We start from the raw sequence: 19,360 nt of genomic DNA, 5'->3' as shown, positions 1-19,360 counted from the left end.
TAACGGCTTACCCACAAAATACCGCGCAGATTCATCTGCCATAATTATGTTACGCGATAGCGCCCGCAAATTGCGCCTGCCATCTGTTACATTCACCGGATGATGCCTGACCAATAATATAATAATGACCACCACGGCAACTCAAGCCAGGGTGGTCATTCATTTCTAGCGACGATTACTCTTCGGTATTGGTTGGTACTGGCGGCGCATCAACATCAACCCGATCAATACGTTGCAACCCACGTGGTAATGGCGAGCCTTTCCGGCCCCGCTCTGCCCGGAATTTCTGTAAATCTTCTGGGCGCAAGGTGAGCTTACGTTTACCAAAGTGAAGAGTGATGGAGGTCTGAGGTGGCAGAACAAACAGCCATGCCAGACGATCTTCGCCCGCAGCCGCTTGTGCCGATGGGATGGAGACTATCTTATTACCCTTACCTTTTGATAACTCAGGCAGATCCGCGACCGGGAACATCAACATACGCCCGGCAGCAGTAATAGATAACAACATATCATCCGGCCCATGAATTTCTAACGGCGTCAACGCTTTGGCATTTTCCGGCAAGGTGATCATGGTCTTACCTGCACGGTTTTTAGCAACCAAATCATTAAAGGTACAGACAAAGCCATAACCGGCATCCGAGGCCATTAACAATTTCTGGTCATCCGGTGCCATCAATACCTGTTCAATGGTTGCTCCCGGTGGCGGGGTCAGTTTACCGGTCAGTGGTTCCCCTTGCCCACGCGCAGAAGGCAAGGTCAGCGGATCCAATGCATAACTACGACCAGTTGAGTCAATGAACACCACTGGTTGGTTACTCATACCGCGAGCCGCAGCACGGAAACTATCACCCGCTTTATAACTCAATCCACTCGGATCAATATCATGGCCTTTGGCACTGCGCACCCAACCCATTTCAGACAGCACAATAGTGACCGGCTCTGAAGGGACAATGTCATGTTCGCTCATCGCTTTGGCTTCACCACGTTCAGTCAATGGTGAACGGCGATCATCACCGTAAGCCGCCGCATCAGCTTGAATCTCTTTCTTAATCAGCGTATTAAGTTTACGTTCTGATGCCAATAATGCCTGTAATTGATCACGTTCTTTGGCTAATTCATCCTGCTCACCACGAATCTTCACCTCTTCCAGTTTGGCTAAATGGCGGAGTTTCAATTCGAGGATAGCTTCCGCCTGTGTTTCTGAAATGGCGAAGTGTTGCATCAGCAGTGGCTTTGGCTCATCTTCAGTGCGGATGATATGAATAACTTCATCAATATTAAGGAAGGCAATCAATAAACCTTCTAAAATATGCAGCCGTTTCAGTACCTTTTCCAAGCGGTAATTCAGGCGGTTACGTACCGTTTGGCGGCGGAATACCAGCCACTCAGTCAGGATCTCTAATAACCCTTTCACTGATGGGCGATGATCCAGACCGATCATATTCATATTGATACGATAACTTCTTTCCAGATCAGTGGTAGCGAACAGGTGGTTCATCACTTGATCCAGATCGACCCGGTTAGTACGTGGAACTATTACCAGACGTGTAGGGTTTTCATGGTCAGATTCATCGCGTAAATCCTCAACCATTGGCAATTTCTTGGCGCGCATCTGGCTGGCGATCTGTTCCAGCACTTTGGCACCAGAAACCTGATGCGGTAACGCAGTAATTACCGCGCTGCCGTCTTCTTTCTTCCACAATGCCCGCATACGGACTGAACCACGGCCATTCTGGTAAATTTTACGAATTTCATCACGCGGCGTGATAATTTCGGCTTCAGTTGGGAAATCCGGCCCTTGTACAAACTCCAGTAACTCTTCCAGTGAAGCCGTGGGTTTATCAATCAGTGCCAGCACCGCCTGTGCAATCTCACGCACGTTATGTGGCGGAATATCGGTTGCCATACCGACGGCGATACCCGTAGTACCATTTAGCAGAATATTAGGCAGGCGCGCAGGCAGCATTTTCGGCTCCTGCATGGTGCCGTCGAAGTTTGGCACCCAGTCAACCGTCCCCTGCCCCAGTTCGCCCAGTAAAACTTCAGCGTATTTGGATAAACGAGATTCAGTGTAACGCATGGCAGCAAAGGATTTAGGGTCATCCGGTGCCCCCCAGTTCCCTTGCCCATCCACCAACGGATAGCGATAGGAGAAAGGCTGCGCCATCAATACCATCGCTTCATAGCAAGCACTGTCACCATGTGGATGGTATTTACCCAGCACGTCACCCACGGTACGTGCTGATTTTTTGAATTTGGCGCTATTGTTTAGCCCCAGTTCGGACATCGCATAGACAATACGCCGTTGTACCGGTTTCAAACCATCGCCGATAAACGGCAACGCCCGATCCATGATGACGTACATGGAATAGTTCAGATAGGCGTTTTCAGTAAAGGTGTGCAGCGGTAAGCGTTCTGCACCGTCATGAGTCAAATCACTCATTACTCAATTATCCTCAGACTCTGGAATGGCGATCACTGGCTTCAGCGGATCGGCACCGCAAGTTCATTGTCGATTTCTGCCCGCGATAGTACCTCATCTGCGGGGCTACTGTCACAACCCACAGATAATCTCAATCTTTCAGCTTTACAGCATTATCTTTCAGGCTTGCAACATCGGCCGCCCTTTCTATCAACGGGGTAACAAAACGATATCATCATGTAGCCTACCGCTTCTCTTCCCTTCATATACTGGCTATGCGCTGGACTTCCTTCCACTTTTATTTGCTCCCCCGATAACGGTGGTCGGGACGACAGCGTGCAAATCAACACACAGCGACAATGTCGTTTTTGCTTGCAGTCAATGTCGTTTCGCTTGCAATAGAAGTAGGAGAATACCCATGGCATCACCCAACATTCTGCTGTTACGCATCGATAACCGGTTAGTTCACGGCCAGGTCGGCGTGGCGTGGTCCTCATCTCTTGGGGCAAACCTGTTATTAGTTGCCGACGACGGTGTCGCGCAGGACAAACTCCAACAGCAAATTATGTCGATGACCGCCGAGTCCATGGGGTTAGGGATCCGTTTCTTCTCCATTCAGAAAACCATTGATGTTATTGGTAAAGCCTCTGCTGAACAGAAAATTTTCATCGTCTGTCGCACACCGGATGAAGCTCGCCGCTTGGTTGAGGGCGGGGTACCTATCCGCGATGTGAACGTCGGGAATATGCATTTTTCGGAAGGCAAACATCCGCTAACCAAAAAAGTGTATGTCGATGATAACGATCTGGCCAACCTGCATGCAATTCAACAGCATAACGTAAATGTCTTTATTCAGGACACACCGAGTGACGGCAAAGATAAAGTCCAGTAAATAGCCGCCGCATCAGGGTATAGCAATCTGAAAGTCTCGGACTTAATCCGATAATACCCTGCCCTACAACGCCTTTGGTGACGGAATTATTTATGCATGAAATAACAATGATGCAAGGTATTGGGCTGGCAATCATGGCACTGATTGTCGGGATCGATTTTTGGTTGGAAGCGCTGTATATCTTCCGCCCGCTAATCGTTTGTACCTTAACGGGTGCCATTCTCGGTGATATCCAAACAGGTTTGATTACCGGTGCATTAACCGAACTGGCCTTTACTGGCCTGACTCCGATTGGCGGTACCCAACCACCAAACCCAGTGCTGGCGGGTATTATGACGACCGTAATTGCCCACAGCACCGGTGTCGACGCGAAAACGGCCATCGGATTGGGTCTGCCCTTTAGCTTCTTAATGCAATACATCATTTTGTTCTATTACTCGGCCTTCTCCTTCTTTATGCAGAAGGCTGACCGTTACGCAGAAGAAGCTGATGGCGCAGCTCTCGGTCGATTGAACTTGTTGTTAACCGCCATTGTTGCTGTGACTTACGCCGCCGTGACGTTCTTGTGCGCTTATGTTTCACAGGGCGCGATGCAAAGCCTGGTACGATCAATGCCCGTCTGGTTGACTCATGGCTTTGAGGTTGCCGGTGGTATCTTGCCTGCGGTTGGCTTCGGCTTACTGTTGAAAGTTATGATGAAAACCCCATTCACCCCCTTCTTTATTATTGGTTTCCTGTTTGTCACCTTTATACCAGTACAGAATCTGTTGCCTGTTGCGCTAATGGGGACGGCTTTCGCTATCTACGAATATTACAACCAACAGAAAAAAGCCGCCCACGCTGCAGCCGCTCCTGAGGAGATGAATGATGGAATCTAATACCTTGCCAACAACAACAGATGCCAGCGCTGAGCCAACCACCAAGTTGACGCGCCGGGATATCACCAAGTTGGGTTTCCGGTCAGCGCTGTTACAGTCTGGTTTTAACTACGAACGTATGCAAGCTACCGGTTTTGCCAGTGCGCAAGCCCCCTTACTGAAGAAGATTTATGGCAATGACAAAGCCGCGCTGTCTGCCGCCATGAAAGATAATCTGGAGTTTATTAATACCAACACCAATGCGGTTGGCTTCCTGATGGGGTTATTGATTTCTCTGGAGGAACGCCACGAAAGTCGTGATCTGATCAAAGGGTTGAAAGTGGCATTGTTCGGGCCACTGGCGGGGATTGGTGATGCTATTTTCTGGTTCACTTTATTGCCGATTGTCGCGGGGGTTTGTGCCTCTTTTGCCAGTCAGGGCAGTATTTTGGGGCCAATCATCTTCTTCGTTGTTTATCTGGCGCTATTTTTACTGCGCGTGGTGTGGACACATCTGGGCTACACCTTGGGGGTAAAAGCTATCGATAAACTGCGCGCCAGTTCGGGGGCAATTTCCAGAGCAGCGACCATCCTTGGTGTGACAGTCGTTGGTGGGCTGATTGCTTCGTATGTCCATATTACCGTGGCGGCAAAAGTCGCAGTAACGGCGGGCCACGAGGTTTCTATTCAGGAAGCCTTCTTTGACAAAGTCTTCCCAAATCTGCTGCCCATGGTCTACACCTTGCTAATGTATTACCTGTTGCGCGCCAAGAAAGTCAGCCCGGTTACGCTCATTCTGGTGACTTTTGTATTGTCTATCGCATTGTCATGGCTCGGTGTGTTGTAACACCTCAATCAGTTTCAATCTTTAATGCGCTGGCTAACGGCCAGCGCCCAAGGACCTTTTATGGTAAGCATTATCATCACCGGCCATGGGCGTTTTGCCAGTGGGCTGTATAACGCGATGGAGCAAGTCATTGGCTCACAACCACAAATCATTGCGGTCGACTTTCCGGTCGGTATGAGTACTCAACAGTTAGACCATGCGTTACAGCAGGCACTGGATACATTACCTGTTGAGCACGGCGTGGTGTTCTTCACTGACTTGCTCGGTGGCTCACCATTTCGCAGTGCAGTTCAATTGAGCGTGCATCAACCTCAATTTGAAGTTATTACCGGTACCAATATGCAGATGCTGGCGGAGACAGTGCTAGACCGAGATGAAATCCCTACTGCCCGCGAGTTAGTTCAACAGGCACTGGCGGCGGGAAGCCGGGGGATTGTTCATTTTGTCGTTGAAAGTGAAGCACCCAATAACAAGGAAAATGACGAGCCGGAGGGGATTTAATAATCTCATAATTCGAAACAGATCAGGAGCCTGAAACTCAATCGGCGGACTATGTTAACCCCCGCATAATCGCCCGGTTGGCTTCAGACGCCAGATAATGGCGGAGCCAAATGGTTAACCATTTAGTTCGCGGATAAAATCAATAAACGCTTTGAGCGGTGAAGGGATAAGACGACGATCGGGATAGTACAGATACGGGCCTGAAAACTGCTGCCACCAAGGGGTAAGAATTGCTTCAAGTTCGCCACGTTCAATCGCGGGTCGCAGCCACTCTTCAAATAAATAGATTATCCCACCACCAGCAATCGCCGTTGCTACCGCAAGGTCAACGGCAGCACCAATGCTAACCATTAGCGGGCCATTTGGCTTCACTCGCACCACCTCACCGTCTCGCTCAAACTCCCATTCAGGCACGATGCCGCTGGCATAACGGCCACGAATACAGCGGTGCTGAAGTAGCTCACTCGGATGTTCCGGCCGGCCATGAAGGTCAAGATACTCAGGAGCCGCAGCAACAGCAAAGCGCTGCTGACGTTTTCCTATCGGAAGCGCAATGACATCCTGTTCGAGGCATTCATCATAGCGGATACCCGCATCGCAGCCATCACGGAATACATCCTGCACGTTGCTTTCTGCCACCACGTCTAACTGAATATCTGGATAACGTTTCAAAAAAGCAGGAACAATGGTAGGTAACACCAGCCGCGCGGCACTAACAGGGACATTTAGACGCAATGTGCCCGACGGGGTATCACGAAAGCGATTGACGATATCCAGTGCTGCATCGACTTCGCTCATCGCAGGCATTAGCCGTTCCATCAGTGCTCTACCTACCTCAGTCAGTGCCACTGTTCGAGTGGTTCGATGAAATAGCCGGACACCCAGTTGCTGTTCTACCCGCCGCACCGCATCGCTGAGATACGAAGGATTGCTGCCTATCATGCGCGCAGCTTCACGAAATCCGCCCGCTTTTGCCACCGCGACCACCGCATGAAGCAGTGCAATATCAATTTTCATTGTCCGCCAGCTCGTACAACTTGTCTTCATTTAGCCAGATAGTTGCACAGCTATAAGCCAACTACAATCATTGCGTTACTTACTCAGGAGATATCCCATGTCACAACGTATTCTTACTTATCGACTTGGCGATCGGCAGATTAATCGCCTCGGCTATGGTGCAATGCAACTGGCTGGCCCAGGCGTATTTGGCCCACCCGCGAATGAATCTCAGGCAATTCAGGTGTTGCGCGACGCCATCGAATCAGGGGTTCAACATATTGATACCAGTGATTTTTATGGGCCGCATATTACTAACAAATTAATTAAACGTGCCCTCCATCCTTATCCTCATGATCTGTGTATTGTCACCAAAGTGGGCGCACTACGCGATAAGACGGGGAACTGGCTACCGGCATTCAGCGCCGATGAACTCACCCGCGCGGTCGAAGATAATCTGCGTCACCTTGGGCTTGACGTGTTGGAAGTCGTGAATTTGCGTAGCATGTTTGCCATCCACCAACCGGCAGAAGGTTCCTTGGCAGCGCCCCTTGAGACACTGGTCAAACTGCAAGCGCGGGGGCTGATTCGCCATATTGGATTGAGTAACGTGACAGCAAAACAGGTCGCCGATGCCCAAAAAATCACCCCCATTGCCTGCGTACAGAACTTGTATAATCTGGCAAATCGCGATGATGACGCACTTGTCGACAAGCTCGCTGCACAGAATATCGCTTGGGTTCCTTTTTTCCCGCTTGGTGGCTTCACACCATTACAGTCGACACAACTCAGCGAAGTCGCACAGTCACTCGGGGCCACACCAATGCAGGTTGCACTTGCCTGGTTGCTGCAACGTTCTCCAAATATCATGCTCATCACTGGCACGTCATCACCGCAACATTTACAGGAGAACCTGGCCAGTGCTGAATTGATACTCTCAGCTGAGGTGGTGGAAAAGCTAAATAGCATTGGCTAACATTGCTAACGCTTTGATTATTTTCGCACTCTCTAATTTTGCGCGAACTGCCTTGACGCTTTGAACTTAAGATTTCACCGCGATTAAGGCAGTATTGAGCTGCTGCACAGCCTGTTGTGGAGTCTGCTCTGGATGGATAAAAAAGGAGTTCAGTACGTGGAAGAAGATCTCTTTGGTTTGTGCATCTGTCGCCATCGAATGCGCCATACTTGGTAGCAATTTACCCGAGGCCTCCGCCTCACGGAACGCCTTGCCTGACTGCTGCGCGCAGGAGTCAAAATCCTGCAAAGAAACATCCATTCGGGCGGGGATCGAACCTTTTAGTTTATTAAAAGTAACCTGAAATTGCTTGTCCATCAGTACATCAGCCAAATGGCGCTGGCCCGATACTACGACTGGATTACCGTTTTGCTGCAAAATAGCAAAACTGTCCGTGTTATAAATAAAATAGCCCTGAGTACCGGGAGCCACCACACACAAAAACGCTTGGCCAGGATGATCACCATCCTGCATCATCTCGCCTTTGGCCCAGTCGCCCATAATCATCATGGCAGCTTTACCACTGCGCAGCATTTCTACTGACTCATGCCACGGACGGTTGGCTGCATCGGGATCGATATAACCTTTCAGCTTGCGAAACTCTTCCAGCACTCGCACCATCTTCTCACTGGTGATGGCACTACTGCGCTGTTCCATAAACACCTGGCGATAGAATTCTCCGCCTTCCATGCCTAACAGCAGATTCTCAAATACCGTGGCGTCCTGCCATGCCTGCCCGCCATGTGCCAATGGAATGTACCCGGCAGCTTGTAGCTTATCGGCTACAGCAAAAAATTCATCCCATGTGGTAGGTACGGCTAATTTCAATTTGGCGAAAGGTTTCGGGTTAATCCACATCCAATTGATACGATGTATGTTTACCGGCACGGCAACATACTCACCACGATATTTAATGTTGGTTTTGATGGCGAGAGGCAAAACCTGATCCCATTCAACGGTTTGCTCCGGCGTATAAGGGCTGGAGAGAAACCCCAGTCTGGCCCACTCCTCAATGGCCTTACCTTCCAGTAAAGCCGCCCCAGGCGGGTTACCGGCAATAGCACGCGTTTGCAATACACTGTATGCACTCTCTCCTGCACCACCAGCAACGGCAAAATCTTGCCAATTATCCCCTTTTTTGGCCAGCGCCTGTTTTACCGATAATAGTGCCGCCTGCTCACTGGATGAGGTCCAATAATGCAGGACTTCAACGTTAACGGCGGTGGCATTGGTCGCGACCAGCAGCAGAAGAATAAGAGATAGCGTCTTTAACATACGTATTGACTCAGTTATAGCGTTGTAAACGGACTTCAACTATCAGCCCACTGGCAGGATGATTGCGTAATGTCACTTCACCACCGTGTGCTCTGGCAATGCTACGTGAGATAGCAAGCCCCAACCCACTGCCACGGTTATCCTGTTGCAAACGATAGTAAGGCTTAAAGACTTTCTCCCACTGTTCTTCAAGAATTCCGGGGCCAAAATCACGGATAAACAGCATGATGTAATCCCGATGATCTGACAGGGTTATTTCTACTCGCTGCCCATAGTTCAGTCCATTCTCCACGATGTTATTAAGCAAGCGCTTAATCGCCAGCGGGCGGCCAAAGATCGGGCTAGCTTTACCGGAAACACTGACATTGAGATAGGCATCCATCGTTTGTCTTAGCAAGTTCATGATATCTATGGATTCCATATTTTCATGCAAATCAGTGTCCTTCATACTTTGCAGTGCGCCTTTGACCATCATTTCCAGGTCAGCGACATCCCGTTCAAATTTTTTCCCCAAAGTCTCATCTTCTAGCATTTCTACCCGTAGCCGTAGGCGGGTTAGCGGGGTTTTCAAGTCATGACTGATAGCGGTAAATAGCATCTCACGGTTATGTAAGTAAGCGCGCAGGCGACTTTGCATTTGATTGAAAGAACGGGTCGCGGTAACCAACTCTGCACTGCCTTCTTCTGGCAATGGTTCGCTGTCCAGTGAACTGTTGAGTTCAAGTGCACCATGGGCTAGCCGTGCTAATGGTTTCAGTTCACGGCGAATCAGCCACCAGGTGAAAAGTAAAACCAGAAGCAAGCTACACAGGGTAAAACCAACCTGACGCAAGCTAAACAGCGGGCTTTCCAACTGATCGTAAGGCGGTGGCAATGGTGCTGCCAGAAACAACCATTCATTGGAATTCAGTTGTAACTGAATGACTAATACCGGCGCATCTTTATGTGATGTAGTGATACCAAAACGCACCCAAGCAGGGGGCAGATTATCGACCAGAACTCCGGCGTTAAAAACCTTCAGTTGATCTGCTGGTGTCAGGGATATGATCGCCGCCTGCCGTTCCCCTAATTGTGTTCGCAGCTCTTGTTTTGCCTGCGAGATTACGGTTCTGGCGGCCTGACTGTTCAGTAATTGTACTTCGTCCAATACATGGTTATTGATTGAAATAAAAAACTGCGAGCCACCTAGCGCCAATTGTTGTTGCAACACTAAATGACGATAGTTGTACGGCAGAGAAGACATAAAGTTGTAACTGGTCAGCATCCCTTGTACCAGCCCTTTGATAGTACTCTCCAGACTGGCCTGATTGCGCAAACTAAACTGACGATACCAAATTGAACCAGAGATACTTTCTGCCAGCAGCAGGGCAATCACCAGCATGCACAGCATGCGGCTCAGAAGTGAACGCGGCCAGAGCGGCCGGAACATATTCTGTAACCAGCGGACATAACGGCCCGAATCAATATTCACGGGTAACATCACAACATAACATGTAGCCCTGATTACGTAGGGTTCGCAGTAGTAAGCGCTGGCTATCTTGCAGCCGCTGACGTAAGCGGCTGATTTGCACATCAATCCCCCGCTCCAAAGGGTTATTTTCCCGTCGGCGAGTTATTTCAGAGATTTGATCCCGGTCGAGGATCTGATTGGGATGACGTAAAAATAGCGAAAGCAACGTAAATTCAATCCCCGACAACGGTTCACTCTGCTTTTGCGGATCAATAAGCTCCCGCCTGACTAAATCCAGTTTCCAGCCGTTAAAACACAAAAATCGTGCCTCATTGCCGGGGCTTTGCACAATTTGATTACGGCGTAATAACGCCTTAACTCGCGCCAGCAACTCGCGGGCACTGAACGGTTTAGCCAGATAATCATCTGCGCCTAGCTCTAACCCAATCACTTTGTCACTTTCATCAGATGCCGCCGTCAGCATGATGATCGGCACTGCCGATACTTGCCGTGCTTTGCGGCAAAGAGTAAAGCCGTCATCACCAGGCAACATGACATCCAAAATGACTAAATCCACGGACTCCTGCTTCAATGTTGCCAGCAAATGTTCACCATCAGGCAGCGAAAGCACACGAAAATTCGCTTTAGTGAAGTATTCCGTCAGTAAGCTGCGGATCTCTTCATCATCATCAATCACGAGCAAAGTATGAGGGGACATAATGGCGCTAACCTGAGTAAACGAGTGTCGCTAAAAGACAAGCAGTGTACCGCTATAACTCGGTACGCAGCTATATGCTACCAGGTATTAACTTCGTTCTGAGAGCTGCCTCAAAACTGTTGTTCTGCTGTTTCTGTCATATGAAATCCAATGCGGGGAGCTTCGCACGTTTACAGCTTAAAAGGTTTAAATAGAGGGGCTTTGTTGCTTATTTAGCAATAGTGTTATGCATTATTGTTCATTTTTCTCTCGTGTAAAAACCATTAGCATACTCAGCATTCTGGGTAGGCCGCTGTTTTGGGTTATTAGCCCTCCGTTTCACAAGGATTATATCAATGAGTAATGTATTAATTATTAACGCCATGAAAGCGTTTGCGCACTCCAAAGGGGCGCTTAACCTCACGCTCACGAATGTCGCTGCCGACTTTCTACGTGAAAACGGCCATCAGGTGAAAATCACCACGGTTGATGAAGGCTATGATATTGAAAATGAAATTGAAAAATATCTGTGGGCCGATACCGTTATTTATCAAATGCCCGGCTGGTGGATGGGTGAACCGTGGATTCTGAAAAAATATATTGATGACGTCTTTACCGCAGGTCACGGCAAACTGTATGCCAGTGATGGCCGTACCCGTTCTGATGCCACTAAAGGCTATGGTTCTGGCGGGTTGATTCAGGGTAAAACCTACATGCTGTCAGTCACCTGGAACGCACCACTTGAAGCGTTCAATGACCCGAAACAGTTCTTCCATGGTGTCGGCGTTGATGGTGTTTATCTGCATTTCCATAAAGCGAACCAATTCCTTGGTATGGAACCTCTGCCAACATTTATGTGTAATGATGTGATTAAGCAACCTGATATTGAGGGTGACATTAGCCGTTACCGTCAGCATTTAGCCGAAAGCTTTAACCATCAGGCCGTTTGATTTGATATCCGAGATAAATAGAGGCCGTAATGATTACCGTTTTTGCAGAAATCAAAGTCAAACCAGGACGCCGTCAGGCAGTATTACAGGCAATTGAAAAGCTTATTCCGGCGGTGCTGGCCGAGGAAGGTTGTGGCGGTTATGTGCCGATGGTTGACGTTCCCACCCAGCTTGACTGGCAAAAGAACTCGCCGGACTCTATTTTCATGCTGGAGAAGTGGCAAAGTGTGCATCATCTGGAGTTACATTTGCAGATGGAACATATGCATCAACACCGTGAAGTGATTAAGGATGATGTGTTGGATGTGAACATTCACATTTTAAATAACGCCTAATCAGCCTATCCCCAAAGTAATTGGAGTTGCAGGTAGGCAGCAAGCAAACGCATCCCGATGAGCTTACTCAAGTAAGTGATTCGGGGAACAGATTTGAACGCTGTTTGCAGCGGCCTCGCAGAGGCGAGGCCCACGGATGGGCCGAGTAACTAGCGCAGCTAACACCCCTGCGGCTTCAACCGCCGCAGAGCAATCTGTTCTTCCGCATCATCTACCGCACCAAGGATCTGGCGCGCATGGCTGAGAAACAGTTCACCCTCTTCAGTCAACTCTAGCCGGCGAGTGGTACGGCGCAGCAAAGTAGTCGCCAGCTTTGCTCCAATCGGCTCAATGCCCGGCTAATACCCGATGTGGTCTGGCTACGTTGCTCTGCCGCCGCTGTAATCGAGCCGCAGTCAACTACCGAGGTAAATGCCTGCAACTCTTCTAACGTCACTTTCATCTATTAAACCCTGCCATCGATCAAACCTCGATTTCAGCGGTATCCCCTTTCTCTTGCAGCCAATTGCGCCGATCTTCGGAACGCTTTTTCGCTAACAACATATCCATCATTGCCAACGTTTTATCAATATCATCATCACCAATGGTCAATTGCACCAGACGGCGAGTATTCGGATCGAGGGTCGTTTCACGTAACTGCAACGGGTTCATTTCACCCAGCCCTTTAAAGCGCTGAACGTTGGGTTTACCGCGTTTACGTTTCAGTTGTTCCAGAACACCGGCTTTCTCTTCTTCATCCAATGCATAAAATACTTCTTTGCCTAAATCGATGCGATACAGTGGCGGCATCGCCACATAAACGTGACCATTGCGCACCAATGCCCGGAAGTGGCGCACAAACAGGGCGCACAGCAGAGTGGCAATATGCAAGCCATCGGAGTCCGCATCCGCCAGGATACAAATTTTGCCGTAACGCAGTTGGCTCAAATCTTCGCTATCTGGATCGATACCAATAGCTACTGAGATGTCGTGTACTTCCTGCGAGGCCAGCACTTCATCTGACGAAACCTCCCAGGTATTTAGGATCTTGCCTTTCAGCGGCATGATCGCTTGATATTCACGATCACGCGCCTGTTTAGCCGAACCGCCTGCGGAATCCCCTTCCACCAAGAATAATTCGGTCATGCTCAGATCTTGCGAAGTACAATCCGCCAGTTTACCGGGCAATGCCGGGCCGCTGGTCAGCTTCTTACGCACCACCTTCTTCGCCGCACGCATACGCCGTTGAGCACTGGAAATGGCCAATTCAGCCAGTTGTTCTGCCGCTTGTATGTTCTGGTTCAACCATAGGCTGAAGGCATCTTTTACCACACCGGAGACAAAAGCAGCGCACTGACGTGAGGAGAGCCGCTCTTTCGTCTGGCCAGCAAATTGTGGATCCTGCATTTTTACTGACAACACATAAGCACAGCGTTCCCAGATATCATCGGCCGAAAGTTTGACGCCACGTGGCAGAATATTGCGGTATTCGCAGAAATCGCGCATGGCATCCAGCAAGCCCTGGCGCAAACCGTTGACGTGAGTGCCGCCCTGCATGGTGGGGATCAGGTTGACGTAGCTTTCGGTCAACAGTTCACCGCCTTCTGGCAACCACAACAGCGCCCAGTCAATCGCTTCGGTATCACCGGCAAAAGAACCAACAAACGGTACTTCTGGCAGGGTAATTAAGCCATTAACCGCTTCCATCAGATAATCGGTCAGGCCGTCGGCATAGCACCAACGCTGCTCGGTATTATTCACCTGATCTTTAAAGACAATTTCTACGCCAGGGCATAATACAGCTTTCGCTTTCAACAAATGGGATAAACGCGAAACCGAGAAACGCGGGCTATCGAAGAATGAGACATCCGGCCAGAAATGCACACTGGTACCGGTATTGCGCTTACCGCATGTCCCGATAACTTGTAGTTCCTGCACTTTATCGCCATTTTCAAAGGCGATACTGTAGATTTGGCTATCACGGCGAACCGTGACCTCTACCCGCTTGGATAAAGCATTCACTACTGAAATGCCTACACCGTGCAAACCACCAGAAAACTGATAGTTTTTATTCGAGAATTTACCGCCTGCATGTAACCGACACATAATCAGTTCAACGGCAGGAACACCTTCTTCTGGATGGATATCAACAGGCATGCCACGGCCATCATCAGTCACTTCCAGTGATTGATCGGCGTGCAGAATAACGTCGATACGCCGGGCATGACCCGCCAGCGCTTCATCGACGCTGTTATCAATCACCTCTTGACCAAGGTGGTTTGGCCGCGTGGTATCCGTATACATTCCCGGACGACGACGCACTGGTTCTAAACCGCTGAGTACTTCAATGGCATCAGCGTTATAGCTGGATTCAGTCATGGTTGATTAATATTCGGCTAATGGTTGGAAGGCTGGCGGTGACATGCCCGACAGGCCATCTCGGCCCCGGAGCAATACCCACTATAGACGATACACAATTGTAGTAATACCAAACCTACTGTATCGATGGCACATATACGGCCTGTTTTCAGGCCGTCGCTAGCCCTAAAAAAGTTATAATCGGGGAGAAAAAGTGATCAAAACCGACAAAGGCATGATTCCCACCTGATTCTACTGTTTGCCGGCAAGGGGTGTAATAAGCAACCGCTTGACGGTAATCGAGGATCTCATCCCCGGTTTGTTGCAATAACCAGAGTAAATCTGGGGATTCCAACTTTTCAATTTGCATGACCTTCAGGTCGTAAATATGCCGAGACTCTAACACATATTGTTGCCCGGTGTAGGGGTTCTCATTCTCGCCCAAATAATCACTGAGCAGCTCAAATGGCCGCACTGCTGGGTTAACAACCACCGCAGGAATACTGAAACGCTGGGAAAGCCAGGTAGCAAAATAGCCACCCAAGGAAGAACCAACAATACCAATAGATTGCCCCGCTTTATCCATCACAATGTTTTCCAGCATTTCTGCTGCTTGTGCGGGATACGGTGGCAATTGCGGTGTCAGCATCTCAATATGAGGATGGTGCTGCTGCAACCAACTTTTAAAAGTGGTTGCTTTGAGCGAGCTGGGGGAGCTATTAAAGCCGTGAATATAAAGAAGCGTACTCATCAATAACCATCCGAGTCCATGTCCGGGCGGAACTCATCACTGGCTAACCGACGAATCTCAGTTTCAAGTATTCCATCAGGCAGTAAGTCGAGGTAGCGCCATCCCGGAGCCACAGTATCAAGCGTAAAATTAGTACAGTGTGGTTTGAACTGCACACAACAAGTAGAAGGGCTGGCCAGCAGCCGTTTACCATACCAATCGAGATCCAAGTCTTGATGGATATGGCCACACAGTAAGGTGGTAACCCGCGGATAACGGACAAGCACCGCCGCCAACATATGCGCATTACGCAGGCTGTGTTGATCAAGCCAAGTGCAGCCAGACGGCATTGGGTGATGATGCAGTAAAATCAGCGTATAGCGTTCTGGGTAAGCCACCAGACAACGCTCCATCCACTCCAACTGATAATCGCTCAGTTCACCATAAGGAACGCCGAACACCTGACTGTCCAATAACAGAATTTGCCAGTTATCACCCACCAGAACCTGCTTCGAAGGCGCAATGCCCGAATCCGCCAGTGCATCCACCATCGCTGGTTGAAAATCGTGATTACCGGGTAGCCAGACACAAGGCGCCGGCAAACGGGAAATACCCTTCGCAAAATTCTGGTAAGCAGCAACAGAATGGTCCTGCGCCAAATCACCGGTTGCAACAATCAGATCGAACGGGTGTTGCTCAGCAATAATCGCATCCAACACAGCGCGATAACTGTGGGACGTATTCACACCCAGCAAGGTCTCATGTTCACCTGCGAAGAGGTGGGTATCTGTTATTTGTAAAATTCTGACCCTGGCCCCACTCGCCATAGGCAGTTTAAACAGGCTTTCCAAATGGTGTCCTTGTTTTTGCACCCTTCCCAACCAGATTTATCACGTATATTCACTTTCTGTAGGCAGGGCTATAAGTCTGTCTAACAAACCGGAACTGCCACCGCTCCATGCGCCAAACAATAGCGCAACCAGTCAGCAAGAAACTGGTTAATTTGATGCTTTTCGTCCCGCTGATGCAACTTTTTATTCGGATAATCATAACTTGCTTTGAAGCGGTAGATCTGCTGACTGGCACACACTTCCGCGACCTGCGCATCATGATAAAGCCGCACCACCATCGAGGGTAGACTCCAGTGGCTCACCGCCGGTTCGGTTTGCATAATCTCGACTACTGAAGTGTAGCGGGTTGACTCAATAATTGTCAGCCGATAACTGCCGCCATTAACCTGATAAGCCACGTTTTCACCCACTTCATCGACGCGAGGTATCAAACGACGCAATTGCGCGAAGTTAGTTTCACATATCCGCATCATTTCAGGGAAATCAGGTGTATAGCGCTTACTCATTATTTTTTCTCTTTATGACTGCCATTCTGCTCTCAACGATTGATGGTGCAACGCCAACCATTGTAATGCAATGATTGAGGCTGCGTTATCAATAGCACCTTCTTCAACCCAACGATAAGCTTGTTCACGGCTGACAACATGCACTCGAATATCTTCATTTTCATCAGCCAAGCCATGAATTCCCCTCGCCGTCGTTGCATCAACTTCGCCCACCATAATAGATAGACGTTCGCTGGTGCCCCCTGGACTGGCTAAATAGCTCAGCACTGGCTTGCAGCGGCCAATGTCAATTCCGGCTTCTTCCTGCGCCTCGCGGCGGGCGACCCCTTCAACGGTTTCCCCCTCTTCAATCATTCCGGCTACCATCTCTAATAACCAAGGTGATGGGCTACTGTCAATGGCAGCAATCCGTAATTGCTCAACCAATACCACTTCATCGCGCACCGGGTCATAGGGCAATAACACCGCGGCATGACCACGTTCGAAAATTTCACGTGTAACTTCACCACTCATTTCGCCGTTAAACAGACGGTGGCGAAATCGGTATAAATTCAGTGAAAAAAAACCACTGTACAGTGTTTCCCGTGCAATAATTTCCACATCATTCTTGTCAAAGGTCACCGGTGAGGATTGTACTAACGTCATTAACTGCTCTCCTTACTTAAGTATCCAAGCTGAATTGTGATTTTTGATGACAGCCAAACTACACAGGCTATACCCTAAATAATTCGAGTTGCAGGAAGGCGGCAATTGAGCGACAAATTGGTTGTAAACCATTTTGCACAGCGCCTGCGCTGGCCCGCAGGGTGAGCCACTTATGCGGCCCATAACCCCATGAGCTTACATAAGTAAGTGACTGGGGTTAACGAAAGCAGCCAACGCACATGCAGCTTGCAGTATGACGGGTATACAGGATTTTAAAATAGCAGGCATAGTGTTAGCTGATAGAAATGATTTTGATAAAGATTATTTGACAAAGATAGCCCGATACAGAGTAGTTGTCTGAATACTCATTTAGCTTTGTGATAGATTTAAGTAAATTAAGGCGAGATGGCACAATCAGCCACCTTATCCCATTGGCAGACTCTGATAGAATCGGCAACAATATCGTCTATCGACAGCTACCATAGTAAAATTGCCGCACAACTGCTGCACAACAAGGACTGCAAATGAAGAAACTGCTCCCCCTTCTTATCGGGCTGAGTCTGGCTGGTTTCAGTACCATGAGCCAGGCAGAGAACTTGCTGCAAGTTTATAAGCAAGCCAGGGATAGTAACCCGGATTTACGCAAATCGGCGGCTGACCGCGATGCTGCATATGAAAAGATTAATCAAGCTCGCAGCCCGCTGTTACCACAGCTCGGTTTGGGGGCGGGTTACACCCATACCAATGGTTTCCGTGATGCATCAGACAACCCGGACAGCAACGCGACATCAGGGTCCCTGCAACTGACTCAAACCATTTTTGATATGTCTAAATGGCGCGCCCTGACCTTACAGGAAAAGGCTGCGGGTATTCAGGATGTCACATTCCAGACCAATGAACAGGCACTGATTCTGAACACGGCAACAGCCTATTTCAACGTACTCAGAGCGATTGATAGCCTGTCTTACACCGAAGCACAGAAACAATCGGTCTATCGCCAGTTGGACCAAACGACCCAGCGGTTTAATGTAGGTTTAGTCGCCATTACCGATGTGCAGAACGCCCGTGCCAGCTACGATACGGTGTTAGCATCAGAAGTGACTGCCCGTAACAATCTGGATAATGCGTTGGAAAACCTGCGCCAGATCACCGGCGTTTATTACCCAGAATTGGCATCACTGAATGTGAGCCGTTTGAAGACTGATCGCCCACAAGCAGTTGCTAACCTATTGAAAGAAGCTGAAAAACGTAACCTTTCTTTGCTTTCTGCCCGTTTGAGTCAAGATTTGGCTCGTGAACAAATTAAGTCAGCAGAAACCGGTTATATGCCGACGATCGATTTGACCGCCTCATCTTCTGTAACCAATACGCGTTACAGCGGTGGGTCACCAACTAGCCAGCAAGTGAATAATGATGCGGGGCAGAACCAAATTGGTGTGCAACTGAGTTTGCCACTGTATAGCGGCGGAGCCACCAATTCTGCGGTGAAACAAGCACAGTACAATTTTGTCGGTGCCAGTGAGCAGTTAGAAAGTGCGCACCGTAGTGTGGTGCAAACTGTCCGCTCCTCATTCAATAATATTTCAGCCTCCATCAGCAGTATCAAGGCCTATGAGCAGGTGGTCATCTCCAACCAAAGTTCATTGGATGCCATGGAAGCCGGATACCAAGTAGGTACCCGTACCATTCTGGATGTATTGACTGCAACGACTAACTTGTATCAATCCAAACAGCAATTAGCCGACGCGCGTTATAACTATCTGATTAATCAGTTAAACATCCAATCCGCGTTGGGTACATTGAATATGGACGATCTGATGCAACTGAATGGCGTATTGGACAAGCCTGTGCCAACGTCAGCCGCCAGCCTTGCACCGGATAATGCCAACCAGAATGCTTATGCTAATGGTGAAAGTGCTCAATCAGCACCGCGTGCTACTTCTGTAAGCCAACCGGCTACCACAGCACCCGCAGCGGCACGTAGCGGCAATCCATTCCGTAACTGATTTTACAGGTTCGGACTCTCCGGGCGCAGCATCAGGCTGTGCCCGGTT

At 49.1% G+C, this 19,360-nt stretch carries 18 protein-coding genes and 1 pseudogene; 8 read left to right on the top strand and 11 right to left on the bottom strand.

Going from position 1 to position 19,360, the window contains the following annotated elements:
- Positions 1-175 precede the first annotated feature (175 nt).
- Entirely contained in the window at positions 176-2,443 is a 2,268-nt protein-coding gene (gene parC, locus EL015_RS02980) for a DNA topoisomerase IV subunit A (RefSeq protein WP_005188260.1), read from the bottom strand.
- A gap of 397 nt (positions 2,444-2,840) precedes the next feature.
- Here parC and agaB point away from each other — a divergent pair, with 397 nt between their 5' ends.
- The 4 genes from agaB to agaF all read left to right on the top strand — a co-directional run bounded on the left by agaB (position 2,841) and on the right by agaF (position 5,519).
- Complete coding sequence (gene agaB / locus EL015_RS02970) at positions 2,841-3,314, top strand: PTS galactosamine transporter subunit IIB (RefSeq protein WP_005188262.1); 474 nt, start codon at positions 2,841-2,843, stop codon at positions 3,312-3,314.
- A gap of 92 nt (positions 3,315-3,406) precedes the next feature.
- On the top strand, positions 3,407-4,192 hold the full coding sequence (agaC, locus tag EL015_RS02965; protein WP_032906935.1) for a PTS galactosamine transporter subunit IIC: 786 nt from the start codon (positions 3,407-3,409) through the stop codon (positions 4,190-4,192).
- Positions 4,182-5,018 carry a PTS galactosamine transporter subunit IID gene (agaD, locus tag EL015_RS02960; protein WP_042569052.1) on the top strand — a complete coding sequence of 279 codons (837 nt, stop codon included), beginning with the start codon at positions 4,182-4,184 and terminating at the stop codon, positions 5,016-5,018. Before agaC ends, agaD begins: the two co-directional genes overlap by 11 nt.
- Before the next feature lie 60 nt (positions 5,019-5,078).
- On the top strand, positions 5,079-5,519 hold the full coding sequence (gene agaF, locus EL015_RS02955; protein WP_032906936.1) for a PTS galactosamine/N-acetylgalactosamine transporter subunit IIA: 441 nt from the start codon (positions 5,079-5,081) through the stop codon (positions 5,517-5,519).
- A gap of 114 nt (positions 5,520-5,633) precedes the next feature.
- Here agaF and EL015_RS02950 read toward each other — a convergent pair whose 3' ends face one another.
- The gene (locus EL015_RS02950; RefSeq protein WP_005188266.1) at positions 5,634-6,536 is read right to left on the bottom strand and encodes a LysR family transcriptional regulator; all 903 of its coding nucleotides are present in this window, start codon (positions 6,534-6,536) and stop codon (positions 5,634-5,636) included.
- Between the two features lie 97 nt (positions 6,537-6,633).
- On the opposite strand from EL015_RS02950, the gene EL015_RS02945 reads away from it, so the two are divergent.
- Complete coding sequence (locus tag EL015_RS02945) at positions 6,634-7,491, top strand: aldo/keto reductase family oxidoreductase (RefSeq protein WP_005188267.1); 858 nt, start codon at positions 6,634-6,636, stop codon at positions 7,489-7,491.
- A gap of 66 nt (positions 7,492-7,557) precedes the next feature.
- On the opposite strand, the gene EL015_RS02940 is transcribed toward EL015_RS02945, so the two are convergent.
- From EL015_RS02940 to EL015_RS02930, 3 genes are read right to left on the bottom strand one after another with little or no spacing between them, the layout of a single operon-like run.
- Entirely contained in the window at positions 7,558-8,805 is a 1,248-nt protein-coding gene (locus tag EL015_RS02940) for an ABC transporter substrate-binding protein (protein WP_005188281.1), read from the bottom strand.
- A gap of 10 nt (positions 8,806-8,815) precedes the next feature.
- Positions 8,816-10,285 carry an ATP-binding protein gene (locus EL015_RS02935; protein ID WP_226967873.1) on the bottom strand — a complete coding sequence of 490 codons (1,470 nt, stop codon included), beginning with the start codon at positions 10,283-10,285 and terminating at the stop codon, positions 8,816-8,818.
- A complete protein-coding gene (locus EL015_RS02930) occupies positions 10,266-10,973 on the bottom strand; it encodes a response regulator (protein WP_032906937.1) in 708 nt (235 codons plus the stop codon). The genes EL015_RS02935 and EL015_RS02930 overlap by 20 nt, the downstream gene beginning before the upstream one ends.
- Positions 10,974-11,308: 335 nt before the next feature.
- Between EL015_RS02930 and EL015_RS02925 the strand changes: the two genes are divergently transcribed.
- A complete protein-coding gene (locus tag EL015_RS02925; RefSeq protein ID WP_005188290.1) occupies positions 11,309-11,902 on the top strand; it encodes an NAD(P)H-dependent oxidoreductase in 594 nt (197 codons plus the stop codon).
- A gap of 29 nt (positions 11,903-11,931) precedes the next feature.
- A complete protein-coding gene (locus EL015_RS02920; protein ID WP_005188293.1) occupies positions 11,932-12,237 on the top strand; it encodes a putative quinol monooxygenase in 306 nt (101 codons plus the stop codon).
- A 164-nt stretch (positions 12,238-12,401) separates the two neighbouring features.
- Here the strand turns inward: EL015_RS02920 and EL015_RS02915 are convergent.
- The 6 genes and pseudogenes from EL015_RS02915 to nudF all read right to left on the bottom strand — a co-directional run.
- Positions 12,402-12,679, bottom strand: a pseudogene (locus EL015_RS02915) (LysR family transcriptional regulator); the annotation flags it as partial.
- Between the two features lie 20 nt (positions 12,680-12,699).
- On the bottom strand, positions 12,700-14,595 hold the full coding sequence (gene parE / locus EL015_RS02910; protein ID WP_005188298.1) for a DNA topoisomerase IV subunit B: 1,896 nt from the start codon (positions 14,593-14,595) through the stop codon (positions 12,700-12,702).
- A 148-nt stretch (positions 14,596-14,743) separates the two neighbouring features.
- Positions 14,744-15,325, bottom strand: a complete 582-nt coding sequence (gene yqiA, locus EL015_RS02905; protein ID WP_032906938.1) for an esterase YqiA — start codon at positions 15,323-15,325, stop codon at positions 14,744-14,746.
- Positions 15,325-16,155: a 3',5'-cyclic-AMP phosphodiesterase gene (cpdA, locus tag EL015_RS02900; protein ID WP_126286812.1), complete on the bottom strand. Its 831-nt coding sequence runs from the start codon at positions 16,153-16,155 to the stop codon at positions 15,325-15,327. Before cpdA ends, yqiA begins: the two co-directional genes overlap by 1 nt.
- 80 nt (positions 16,156-16,235) lie before the next feature.
- Positions 16,236-16,661 (bottom strand): DUF1249 family protein, encoded by a 426-nt coding sequence (locus EL015_RS02895; protein ID WP_005188305.1) that lies wholly within the window; start codon positions 16,659-16,661, stop codon positions 16,236-16,238.
- A 12-nt stretch (positions 16,662-16,673) separates the two neighbouring features.
- Positions 16,674-17,306 carry an ADP-ribose diphosphatase gene (gene nudF / locus EL015_RS02890; protein ID WP_005188308.1) on the bottom strand — a complete coding sequence of 211 codons (633 nt, stop codon included), beginning with the start codon at positions 17,304-17,306 and terminating at the stop codon, positions 16,674-16,676.
- Between the two features lie 524 nt (positions 17,307-17,830).
- On the opposite strand from nudF, the gene tolC reads away from it, so the two are divergent.
- Positions 17,831-19,312: an outer membrane channel protein TolC gene (gene tolC / locus EL015_RS02885; protein WP_005188309.1), complete on the top strand. Its 1,482-nt coding sequence runs from the start codon at positions 17,831-17,833 to the stop codon at positions 19,310-19,312.
- Positions 19,313-19,360 lie beyond the last annotated feature (48 nt).

Origin of the sequence: Yersinia intermedia (assembly GCF_900635455.1) — a bacterium.
GTDB classification, from domain to species: domain Bacteria; phylum Pseudomonadota; class Gammaproteobacteria; order Enterobacterales; family Enterobacteriaceae; genus Yersinia; species Yersinia intermedia.
This window is presented reverse-complemented; position numbering and strand designations above follow the sequence as displayed.

Excerpts from the sequence above, each read along its gene's own strand:
- EL015_RS02925 (WP_005188290.1), top strand. The coding sequence starts at position 11,309 with ATGAGTAATGTATTAATTATTAACGCCATGAAAGCGTTTGCGCACTCC.
- agaC (WP_032906935.1), top strand. The coding sequence starts at position 3,407 with ATGCATGAAATAACAATGATGCAAGGTATTGGGCTGGCAATCATGGCA.
- EL015_RS02930 (WP_032906937.1), bottom strand. The coding sequence starts at position 10,973 with ATGTCCCCTCATACTTTGCTCGTGATTGATGATGATGAAGAGATCCGC.
- EL015_RS02945 (WP_005188267.1), top strand. The coding sequence starts at position 6,634 with ATGTCACAACGTATTCTTACTTATCGACTTGGCGATCGGCAGATTAAT.
- agaB (WP_005188262.1), top strand. The coding sequence starts at position 2,841 with ATGGCATCACCCAACATTCTGCTGTTACGCATCGATAACCGGTTAGTT.
- EL015_RS02950 (WP_005188266.1), bottom strand. The coding sequence starts at position 6,536 with ATGAAAATTGATATTGCACTGCTTCATGCGGTGGTCGCGGTGGCAAAA.
- EL015_RS02935 (WP_226967873.1), bottom strand. The coding sequence starts at position 10,285 with ATGTTACCCGTGAATATTGATTCGGGCCGTTATGTCCGCTGGTTACAG.
- agaF (WP_032906936.1), top strand. The coding sequence starts at position 5,079 with ATGGTAAGCATTATCATCACCGGCCATGGGCGTTTTGCCAGTGGGCTG.
- tolC (WP_005188309.1), top strand. The coding sequence starts at position 17,831 with ATGAAGAAACTGCTCCCCCTTCTTATCGGGCTGAGTCTGGCTGGTTTC.
- EL015_RS02940 (WP_005188281.1), bottom strand. The coding sequence starts at position 8,805 with ATGTTAAAGACGCTATCTCTTATTCTTCTGCTGCTGGTCGCGACCAAT.
- parC (WP_005188260.1), bottom strand. The coding sequence starts at position 2,443 with ATGAGTGATTTGACTCATGACGGTGCAGAACGCTTACCGCTGCACACC.
- EL015_RS02920 (WP_005188293.1), top strand. The coding sequence starts at position 11,932 with ATGATTACCGTTTTTGCAGAAATCAAAGTCAAACCAGGACGCCGTCAG.
- agaD (WP_042569052.1), top strand. The coding sequence starts at position 4,182 with ATGGAATCTAATACCTTGCCAACAACAACAGATGCCAGCGCTGAGCCA.
- EL015_RS02895 (WP_005188305.1), bottom strand. The coding sequence starts at position 16,661 with ATGAGTAAGCGCTATACACCTGATTTCCCTGAAATGATGCGGATATGT.
- nudF (WP_005188308.1), bottom strand. The coding sequence starts at position 17,306 with ATGACGTTAGTACAATCCTCACCGGTGACCTTTGACAAGAATGATGTG.
- yqiA (WP_032906938.1), bottom strand. The coding sequence starts at position 15,325 with ATGAGTACGCTTCTTTATATTCACGGCTTTAATAGCTCCCCCAGCTCG.
- parE (WP_005188298.1), bottom strand. The coding sequence starts at position 14,595 with ATGACTGAATCCAGCTATAACGCTGATGCCATTGAAGTACTCAGCGGT.